General features: G+C 45.5%; 9 protein-coding genes. 8 read left to right on the top strand and 1 reads right to left on the bottom strand.

The window, feature by feature from the left end; genetic code table 11:
- Positions 1-2,125: TonB-dependent receptor (locus LDL18_RS01620; RefSeq protein WP_296506464.1), on the bottom strand; the 2,125-nt coding region annotated here is incomplete at its 3' end.
- A 554-nt stretch (positions 2,126-2,679) separates the two neighbouring features.
- Here LDL18_RS01620 and LDL18_RS01615 point away from each other — a divergent pair.
- From LDL18_RS01615 to pheT, 8 genes are all read left to right on the top strand, one after another.
- Positions 2,680-3,210 carry a hypothetical protein gene (locus LDL18_RS01615; protein WP_296506462.1) on the top strand — a complete coding sequence of 177 codons (531 nt, stop codon included), beginning with the start codon at positions 2,680-2,682 and terminating at the stop codon, positions 3,208-3,210.
- 147 nt (positions 3,211-3,357) lie between these two features.
- The gene (locus LDL18_RS01610; protein WP_296506460.1) at positions 3,358-3,588 is read left to right on the top strand and encodes a DUF2093 domain-containing protein; all 231 of its coding nucleotides are present in this window, start codon (positions 3,358-3,360) and stop codon (positions 3,586-3,588) included.
- A 194-nt stretch (positions 3,589-3,782) separates the two neighbouring features.
- Positions 3,783-4,718 carry a ribose-phosphate pyrophosphokinase gene (locus tag LDL18_RS01605; RefSeq protein WP_011241291.1) on the top strand — a complete coding sequence of 312 codons (936 nt, stop codon included), beginning with the start codon at positions 3,783-3,785 and terminating at the stop codon, positions 4,716-4,718.
- A 44-nt stretch (positions 4,719-4,762) separates the two neighbouring features.
- Positions 4,763-5,542 (top strand): inositol monophosphatase family protein, encoded by a 780-nt coding sequence (locus tag LDL18_RS01600; protein WP_296506454.1) that lies wholly within the window; start codon positions 4,763-4,765, stop codon positions 5,540-5,542.
- Positions 5,543-5,687: 145 nt separating this feature from the next.
- Positions 5,688-5,891: a 50S ribosomal protein L35 gene (rpmI, locus tag LDL18_RS01595; protein WP_011241289.1), complete on the top strand. Its 204-nt coding sequence runs from the start codon at positions 5,688-5,690 to the stop codon at positions 5,889-5,891.
- 14 nt (positions 5,892-5,905) lie between these two features.
- A complete protein-coding gene (rplT, locus tag LDL18_RS01590; RefSeq protein WP_011241288.1) occupies positions 5,906-6,283 on the top strand; it encodes a 50S ribosomal protein L20 in 378 nt (125 codons plus the stop codon).
- 276 nt (positions 6,284-6,559) lie between these two features.
- Positions 6,560-7,672 (top strand): phenylalanine--tRNA ligase subunit alpha, encoded by a 1,113-nt coding sequence (pheS, locus tag LDL18_RS01585; RefSeq protein WP_015740351.1) that lies wholly within the window; start codon positions 6,560-6,562, stop codon positions 7,670-7,672.
- Positions 7,669-10,000, top strand: a 2,332-nt coding sequence (pheT, locus tag LDL18_RS01580) for a phenylalanine--tRNA ligase subunit beta (protein WP_296506444.1), incomplete at its 3' end; no start/stop codon positions are given. The genes pheS and pheT, both read left to right, overlap by 4 nt.

Raw genomic sequence — 10,000 nt, 5'->3', positions numbered from 1 at the left:
TTGTCGGACTGCTGCTAGCACATGGATCTGTTGATCCATCTAAAGCCACTTGTGTAGGAGAATATAATTCTTGAATATTTGGAGCACGAACAGCTCTATTATATCCTCCCCGCAGCGCAACACCTTTTATAGGTGAATAAATCATTTGACCTTTATAGGATTGTACAGAACCAGTTGAACTATAGTCTGAATAACGGAAACCTCCGGTCAAGGTTAGGTCGTTGACACCCCGACGATGATCCATAATGGGTAATGCGGCTTCAATGAAAAGTTCTTTTACGTCATACTTTCCTTGCGAAGAAAGACGCGGCCCGCCTTGGCTTGCTAAATCGCCAGATGCTACTTCATAATCAGAGTAAGCCTTCATTTTTTCACGCCGATATTCTGCACCGACGTTGACGCTTAGACCATGGCTAGCTGTTGGCAGTTGGATTCCATACTCACTACCATCGAAGGTCAACGAGCCGCTTACAACGGTTTCCTGAGTTGAACCTGTAGTAACAGCAGGCGTATTAAGATAATTGATAGATTCTTGGCTAGGACCATTCCCGCTAAAAATGTTGTATGGGACACAGCTTGTATCTGTGCCATCAATGACAGAACGGCAAGTTGGTGTGCCATTATAGTTTACAACGTTCATCGCGTTATTCAGTTTACGAATGGAAAAATCATTCGTTGAATAACTAGAAACAATGGTCGAACCATATTGCCCGTAGACATCGTAGGTTAGGCCTTTAACAATTTCGCCTTTCGACCCAATAACACCACGATAAGAGGTGTGCTTCATAGTATCAATGCGGGGCCCACCTTCAACGTTACGTTTAAAAAATTGTGCGGTTGAAGTGTCGTACTGTTTTCCTCGGCTATCTGTAGAAGAAGTTGTATTCCCAACAGAGCATAAAATAGATTGAGCTTGGGATGTCAGAAAAGGATTATCGCAGTTAACTCGGCCATAGCCGAAAGTACCCGACGGCGCAATTTGGGCAGAGCTTCTGTCATCCATGAACTGGAATTCAGCGTAAGGCTTGAAGCCATCCGTTACATCATAGTGAGCAAAGAAACCTGCTGTATACCTCTGATCTGGTCTTTGAATATTGCTCAGTGTGTTGTAATTGTATTTATTTGTACCTTCGACAAGACCTCCATCGGTAAATTGATAAGGATCTCCATTCTGTCCTACAAGGACAGAACTTGGGGAGGCTGCCATAGATCCACTACAGATAGCTCCATCCGTACCTTTACCCTTGATCGGGCAAGCTGAATAGTCACGGTCTGCGCCCGTAACTGCGGCTTGTCTCCGATATCCAAGATAAGCTACAACGTGACCCCGCCCATCTTTAGTGCCGGCACCGAATTTCAGATTGGCATTGAACCCCCAGCCATCGAAGGGGGTATTAGTAGGGGTTTTGGTTCCAGCTATCGGACTATTTCGTAGAATACTCCGCATAGTTCGGCTATCATTATCACCATTTAATACGTTATATTGGGCATCTGCATGAAAGCCTTCGTAATCCGTATCCATAACGAAATTGACGACACCGGCAACCGCATCTGAACCATAAACAGAAGAAGCGCCACCGGTTAAAACATCTACCCGTTTGATTAGGGATGATGGAATAGCATTTAAATCGGCTGCCTGAGATGTCGTATCACCCGGCATAACTCGCCGACCATTAATTAAAACAAGAGTTCTCTGAGAACCCAAATTGCGCAAATTAGCATCTGCTGTACCTGTCGAACCATTGGAAACAGCGCTATTCTGGTTGCCATAAAATTGTGGCATCCGATTAAGCATATCTTCAATACGGGTATAACCCTGCTTGGTTATTTCTTTCGCATTAACAGAGGTAATTGGGCTGGTCGAAGTTATACCTGGTGGAAGGCGTGAACCCGTAACAGTGATTGTGCCGCTTGGCTGCGCTAATTCGGAAGCTGCCGGCGCTGGCGCCATTGTTGGAATGCCCGCATTATTAGCATTGCTGGCTGAATTACTGCCGGCAGATGTATCTGATTGCTGAGGCGTATCCTGTAAAGTTTCCTGTGCAAAAACAGGCGTTGACCATGCAATAACGCCCGCGACCATACCCGTGGTCATGAAGGCATTTTTCAGATGTCTTCTGATCATTATTCCCCCTTTTTGAGATGTGCACCGTCCCCAAAACCAACATCTTCTTTTAGACAGATGTTTATCGTGCATCTCTTTGCGGTCTGCTTTGAGCTACCCCGAACAAAGCCGCATTTTTCCTACTCAACACAGATAATAATATTTTTTATGTTTCTGCAATCGTCGAAATAAAGAAATTTATGTTTACCATTCATTACCCAAAAAAATGTAACAAAATTGCAACATGGTAGCTTGATGTAAGTTTTAATACGTAAATTTAATTTTTGTTGTTAACGTAATGATATTATTTTTCATTTTAATAGATTAAAAACATTTAATTTAAAATTAAATAATAATTTTTAAAAATAAAAAAATTAATTAATAACATTAAATGTTAAAAATGTGGTATAATTTTATTAAAAATAAAGTTTAATTTTTGTTAAAAAACATATAAAATAATTTATTTTATACGATAAAAGTATTTATCTATTTAGCCATGAGGCTATTGGCTGGAGCTGCAAAATCATATGAAAAGTTTTTTGTCTAAAAAAATGGGAATGTTTTTGTGCTTTAGCATGGCAGTTACTTTGTTACCTGCAAAGGCTGCGAAGAATCAAAATAACTTTAAAGATAGTCCTTTATTCGGCAAATTATTGGCTTGTCGTTCTCTTAATGACGAGCCTTCAAGGCTGCATTGTTTCGATGAAAATATAAAAGCATTAGATGATGCGAATACACATCACGATATTTTGGTCGTTGATAGAGAAGCGATTATTGCTCGACAAAAGCAGAGCTTTGGCTTTGCACCACCTGTTTTAGCTTTACCCAAAAAAGAAAATACATCTTCTCACTCGACAAAAAAAGATCAGGCCACGGATGATGTGATTCACGAAATCACAGATAAAGCCAGCTTTGTTAACCAAGATGGCGAAGGTCACTGGATTATCGGTTTTTCAAATGGTGCTCGTTGGCGGCAAATAGATGACCAAACTGTTCCCAATGAGCCCCATGTTGGCTCGGTTGTTCGATTGAGGAAAGCTACTTTTGGCTCTTTTGTGGCTAATATCGATAAGCAATCAGCAATAAAAATGAGACGAGTTCAATAAGGACTCTTTAAATTGTAATCCTATTAAGATTCAGGAATGTGATCTTGCATTTAAGCATAATAGGCCGCTGAAATATTTTCTCATGGTAGGATAGGTCATTCTTGCGTTATAGCATCCTAACTGACCGATCTAATTGGACAAAAATCGATGTTGATACCTGGTTTTAAAAAAGACCAACCGGCTAAAATTGAATATCTTGATGGCCATTTTCGCCTTCTCTCACGAGGAAACCACGTAATTTGCGCAATTTCTGGGAAAGCGATTGACCTTGATTCCCTTCATTATTGGAGTGTTGAAAAGCAGGAACCCTATGCGTCTGCTTACGAAGCAGAAATAGCCTATTCTCGTGAGCAGGAATCTAAAAAAGATAACGCATAGCTATTTTCTCGGAGGAAATAGGGTCTTGCATTTTTTAGAATTTTATAGGGATTGAAGGCGCGTTGTCGTGATATTTGGGAACCTGATACCGTTAAAATGATAATTTTTGGTTCTTATTTTCAGCATAAGGTTTCCATTTCGGCATAAAATGTCTAAGGGACACGCATCTTTCCGGTTACTCGCGTGAGGGATCCATGAAGCTGCTTGCCGGTAATTCTAATTTGCCGATTAGTCAGGCTATTGCCGACTATCTTGAAATTGATCTGACTAAAGCGTCCGTGCGTCGCTTTGCAGATGAAGAAATTTTTGTTGAAATCCGCGAAAATGTCCGCGGACAGGATGTCTTTGTTATCCAGTCAACTTGCTGGCCTACAAATGATAATCTGATGGAGCTGTTGATTTGCATCGATGCTCTGAAACGGGCTTCTGCTCGTCGTATTACGGCTGTCATTCCGTATTTCGGCTATGCTAGACAAGACCGTAAACCAGGGCCTCGTACGCCGATTTCGGCAAAGCTGGTTGCCAACCTTATCACAGTCGCCGGTGCAAGCCGTGTCCTGTCGGTTGACCTCCATGCGGGTCAGATACAGGGATTTTTTGATATCCCGACTGACAATCTCTATGCTGCTCCCGTGATGTCAGCAGACATCCTTGCGCGCTTCCCCGATAAAAAACTGACGGTTGTTTCACCTGATGTTGGCGGTGTTGTTCGTGCGAGAGCTCTGGCAAAGCGTCTTGATAATGCACCTTTGGCCATTGTCGATAAACGGCGTGAACGTCCGGGCGAATCAGAAGTTATGAATATTATTGGCGACGTCTCGGGTCGTTTCTGTATTCTAATCGATGATATCGTCGATTCTGCTGGGACTTTGTGCAATGCGGCTGAAGCTCTTTTGAATGCAGGGGCTGAAGGCGTTATTGCTTATGTGACCCATGGCGTTCTTTCTGGTGCCGCTGTTGCCAGAGTTGAAAAATCGTCACTTCAGGAACTGGTTGTAACCGATTCCATCGGAATGCGACCAGAAGTTGAGCAATGCGCCAAAATTCGCCAATTATCCTTAGCGCCTTTATTGGCCGAGGCTATTCGGCGTATCGCTGATGAAACTTCGGTTTCTTCATTGTTTGACTGAAGTAAAGCCTGCGCAAGCAGGCTTTTTCTATTTCGGAGATAATCATGTCCCGAAGCGCTTATGAAGATGATATTCGTCTTGCTCATCGGCTAGCTGATGTTGCCGCAAATATTATCCGGCCTTTCTTTCGTGCACCGTTAACGATTGACCTCAAAGCTGATCATTCACCGGTGACAAAAGCCGATCGTGGTGCCGAAGAGGCTATGCGGGCTATTCTTGAACAAGAACGGCCAGAAGACGGCATTTTTGGTGAAGAAATGGGTATATCCCGTCCTGATGCACGCCGCCTTTGGGTCTTGGATCCAATAGATGGCACACGAGCTTTTATCGGTGGACGGGCGAGCTTCGGAACATTGATTGCTCTGGTTGAAGATGGCCAACCTGTTCTTGGAATCATTAACCAGCCTATCCATCAAGAACGTTGGGTCGGAGTTAAAGATTTACCTACCCGTTTTAATGGAGAAATTATTCATACGCGGTCTTGCTCTTCTCTTGATCATGCGCTGTTAGCGACAACCTCGCCTTGGCTGTTTGAAAAAGAAGGTGAAGCCCATTTTGACAAAATCCGCCTAAAGTGTCGGGATACCTTATTGGGTGGGGACTGTTACAATTATGGTCTTCTTTCTCTTGGTCACTGCGATCTTGTGGTCGAACAAGGACTAAAATTTTACGATTTTGCTGCCCTTGTACCTATTGTCGAAGGGGCAGGGGGTATCATGCGTGATTGGCAGAACCGTCCACTCAATAAAAACAGCGTTGGCGAAGTCATTGCTGCAGGCGATCATCACTTGATCGAACCGGCATTGTCTGCCATGGAATTATAAGCCTTTGTAAGTTTAAGAAAGAGCGGCTTGTCAAATAGGGATACCCTCTTTATAAACCGCCTTTCTTCCACGATCTGCTCTACACTGCCCGGCTTTTTGTGGGCTGCCGTGGCGGTGGTCGATCGTCAAAATCAAGGAGACGAAAATGCCCAAGTTAAAGACCAAAAGTGGGGTCAAAAAGCGGTTCAAATTCACCGCCAATGGCAAAGTAAAACATGGTGTCGCCGGTAAGCGCCATCGCCTTATCAGCCATAACGCCAAATACATCCGTCAGCACCGCCGTACCGATGTAGTTTCATCAACTGAAAACCGCACCATCAAGGCGTGGGCACCATACGGTTTAAACTAAGGGAGGCTGATTAGATGGCACGTGTAAAACGCGGTACCACCACGCGGGCAAAACATAATCGGATTCTGGATCAGGCCAAAGGTTACTACGGCCGCCGGAAGAACACCATTCGTATTGCCCGTCAGGCAGTCGAAAAAGCCGGTCAATATGCTTATCGCGACCGTAAGGTTAAAAAGCGTTCTTTCCGCGCACTTTGGATTCAGCGTATCAACGCTGCTGTCCGCGCAGAAGGCTTGACCTATGGTGTTTTCATGTATGGTCTGAAATTAGCCGGTCTTGATCTTGATCGCAAAGTTTTGGCCGATCTGGCTATGAATGAATCGGCTGCTTTCGGCGCTATCATTGCTCAGGTCAAATCAGCTTTACCGGAAGGCGCACGCGTTGCAGCTTGATGATTAAGCTTTTAAATAATCGCTTTCTTTAAGGTGATTGAGAAAGGCATAGGAGCACTCTTCAGGGCGTTTCTATGCCTTCTTTTGTTATACAGTCCAGTGCGCATCTTCATTCGGCCAAACCGTATGAAGATGCGTTCTGGAAAAATTTAATGATTTACTGTCTGATATCGGCTGAATATGGCAAAAATCTTTTGGATTTTTTACGCTATAATGAGGTGATATTAAATATCTCCTTCCCACGAACAGCGCGTTAAACAGGCGATGGTCACAAAAATGATGGAAAGCATGACCGATCTAGATAATCTGAAAGCCGATCTGATCGGCCAGATCTCTCAATCAGAGGATTTGGCCGGCTTGGAATCTGTGCGCGTCCATGCCCTCGGTAAGCAAGGGGTTGTTACGGCACTTTTAAAATCGCTCGGAAAGATGACTCCGGAAGAGCGGCAAGAAAAAGGGCCTGTCATCCACAGCCTGCGACAAGCAGTGGCGCAAGGGATTGCCGATCGTAAGCAGGCCTTGGAAACAGCTTTACTAAATGAAAAGCTCGCAAGCGAAACCATAGATCTTTCCTTGCCTTCTCCAAAAATGCCGAAGGGATCACTGCATCCGGTTAGTCAGGTTATGGATGAGCTGGCTGAAATCTTTGCTGACCTTGGTTTCGCGGTGGCAAGCGGACCCGAAATCGAAGATGAGTGGCATAATTTCAGCGCCCTGAATATCCCTGAAAGTCATCCGGCTCGTGCTATGCACGATACCTTCTATTTTGAACCTCAGGAAGGAGCTTCAGATAAAGGCGATAAAGGCCGGATGTTGCTTCGGACGCATACCTCTCCGGTTCAGATCAGAACGATGCAGGGACAGGAGCCTCCTATCCGCATCATTGCACCAGGACGCACCTATCGTTCGGATTCAGATGCCACTCATACGCCGATGTTCCATCAAGTTGAAGGGTTAGTCATCGATAAGGGAGTGCATCTCGGACATTTAAAATGGACGCTTGAAACTTTTGTTCGCGCCTATTTTGAACGCGATGATATCGTTCTCCGCTTACGTCCCAGTTATTTCCCCTTCACTGAACCTTCTATGGAAGTTGATGTCGGGTACACCCTTGAAAAAGGGCGTCGTATTATCGGCGGGAAACAACCGGACGGCTGGATGGAAATTTTAGGCTCCGGTATGGTACATCCCAATGTGATTACCGCCTGTGGCCTTGATCCCAATGTCTGGCAAGGTTTTGCCTTTGGTTGCGGCATCGATCGTTTAGCTATGCTGAAATATGGCATGGATGATTTACGGGCTTTCTTTGACGGCGATTTGCGCTGGCTACGTCACTTTGGCTTTGCCGCGCTTGACGTGCCCACACTTTCAGGAGGAGTCGGCGCATGAAGTTCACGCTTTCATGGTTAAAAGAGCATCTGGAAACAGAAGCCTCTGTTCAGGAAATTGCCGATACGCTGACTCGTATCGGTCACGAAGTAGAGTCGGTTCATAATCCCGCTGACGGATTGGAAGCCTTTCGGATTGCACGGATTCTCACTGCCGAACGCCATCCACAGGCAGATCGTCTTCAAATTTTGGCGGTCGATGTCGGCGAATCCGAACCACTACAAGTTGTTTGCGGCGCAGCTAACGCGCGCGCTGGTCTGGTTGGCGTTTTTGCTGCTCCAGGTGTCTATGTTCCGGGTATTGATGTTACTCTGAAGATTGCTTCTATCCGTGGCGTTGAAAGCCGCGGGATGATGTGTTCTATCCGTGAACTCGGCCTTGGTGATGAACATGAAGGTATTCTTGATTTACCGCATGAAGCGCCCGTCGGTCAATCTTATGTCGAATGGGCAGGATTAGATGATCCCGTTTTCGATGTTGCCATCACCCCTGATCGCCAAGATTGCATGGGTGTCCGTGGCTTAGCACGCGACTTGGCAACAGCGGGTATCGGTCGATTAAAGCCTTTGGCCATTCCAAGGGTTCCTGTCACGGACGCAGCTCCCGCTGAAATTGCTATCGAAGATAAAGAGGGTTGTCCTGCCTTTTTTGGTCAGCTTATTCACGGTATCCAAAACGGTCCTTCGCCTGAATGGGTGGCAAGAAGGTTACGAGCTATCGGTTTCAGACCTACTTCGGCTTTGGTTGATATTACCAATTATATCATGTTTGATTTGGGGCGTCCGCTTCATGTTTATGATGCAGGGGCAATCAAAGGTAAATTGACAGCTCGTAAAGCCCAAAATAACGAAAAAATAGAAGCTTTGAATGGCAAAAGCTATGATCTTGATTCCTCGATCACGGTAATTGCCGACGATCATGGTATCAAAAACATCGCGGGTATTATGGGCGCTGAAAAAGGTAGCGTTTCAGGCTCGACCACAGATGTTATTATCGAATGCGCCTATTTTGATCCGGCAGCTGTTTCACAGGCTGGTCAGAAATTGGGACTGGCTTCAGATGCTCGTATCCGTTTTGAGCGGGGTGTTGATCCGGCCTTTTTGAATGAAGGCTTACAGATTGCTACCCGTATGGTGCTAGATTTTTGCGGTGGTAAAGCAACACAGGCCGTCACGTTAGGCGAAGCGCCTTCAGCTGTTCCGGTCATTGCTTATGATCCGTCCTATGTGACTTCGCTCGCAGCTATGGATGTCGCACCAGCTCGCCAACGAGAAATCCTTGAACAATTGGGTTTTGCGATTGATGCAGGCTGGCGTGTTCGTGTGCCAAGCTTCCGTCGTGACGTCAGCGTCGTGGCCGATATCGTCGCCGATATTGTGAGAATTGAAGGGCTTGATAATGTACCTTCAACCGCTCTTGATCGCGGTGATGGTGTGGCTCGTCCGATTGCAACCCACGGTCAGTTGACAGAACGGCGTGTGCGTCGTGCAGCGGCTGCTTTTGGTATGAATGAAGCCGTTACATGGAGCTTTATCTCCGAAAAAGATGCGGATATTTTTGGAGGAGCTTTCTGGAAACTTGCTAACCCCATTAGCGAAGATATGAAGGTGATGCGGCCTTCTTTACTGCCGGGGTTACTTATCGCTGCCAAACGTAATCGGGATCGGGGGCAGTCCACTATTCGCTTATTTGAAGTCGGTCGTCGTTATTTGCAAGAAGCTGAACGTCCAACTCTGGGGCTAATTTTTGCTGGTGAGCGGATGAACCGCGATTGGCAATACGGCAAAAGCCAGAATTTTGACGCTTATGATGCCAAAACCGCTGTTTCTGCTATGTTAGATTCAGTCGGTATGCCCGTTGAAAAATTGCAGTTGCTGGGTGACGCCGGTGATGTTTACCATCCAGGGCGTTCAGGCCGTCTATGCCTTGGACCCAAAAATACTTTAGCAGTTTTTGGTGAAATTCATCCGGCTATTCTTGCTGAATTTAATATCGAAGGGCCCGTCATCGGAGCAGAAATATTCTTGGATGCCTTGCCCCTTCGCAAAAATTCAGGACAATTGCGGCAGCTTTATGCACCCAGTATGCTACAGCCTGTTTTCCGTGATTTCGCCTTTTTGCTGCCAAAAGACGTTCCTGCTGCTGATTTAGTGCGCAGCATCGCCGGTGCTGACAAAAATGCGATTGTCGAGGCTCGTATTTTTGATGTCTTTACAGGCGAAACGATAGACGAGAACGAAAAGTCATTAGGTATTGAAGTTATGCTGCAACCTGCAGAAAAAAGCTTCACTGATGCTGAATTGCAGGCCATTAGCGATAAAATCGTCG

Source organism: Zymomonas sp. (assembly GCF_020216885.1).
Lineage (GTDB): Bacteria > Pseudomonadota > Alphaproteobacteria > Sphingomonadales > Sphingomonadaceae > Zymomonas.
The sequence above is the reverse complement of the archived record's forward strand: the minus strand, read 5'-3'. Positions and strand labels throughout refer to the sequence as shown.

What these genes read in the sequence shown, in the direction of transcription:
- LDL18_RS01615 (WP_296506462.1), top strand. Translation starts at nt 2,680, where the DNA reads ATGGCAGTTACTTTGTTACCTGCAAAGGCTGCGAAGAATCAAAATAAC.
- LDL18_RS01610 (WP_296506460.1), top strand. Translation starts at nt 3,358, where the DNA reads ATGTTGATACCTGGTTTTAAAAAAGACCAACCGGCTAAAATTGAATAT.
- LDL18_RS01605 (WP_011241291.1), top strand. Translation starts at nt 3,783, where the DNA reads ATGAAGCTGCTTGCCGGTAATTCTAATTTGCCGATTAGTCAGGCTATT.
- LDL18_RS01600 (WP_296506454.1), top strand. Translation starts at nt 4,763, where the DNA reads ATGTCCCGAAGCGCTTATGAAGATGATATTCGTCTTGCTCATCGGCTA.
- rpmI (WP_011241289.1), top strand. Translation starts at nt 5,688, where the DNA reads ATGCCCAAGTTAAAGACCAAAAGTGGGGTCAAAAAGCGGTTCAAATTC.
- rplT (WP_011241288.1), top strand. Translation starts at nt 5,906, where the DNA reads ATGGCACGTGTAAAACGCGGTACCACCACGCGGGCAAAACATAATCGG.
- pheS (WP_015740351.1), top strand. Translation starts at nt 6,560, where the DNA reads ATGATGGAAAGCATGACCGATCTAGATAATCTGAAAGCCGATCTGATC.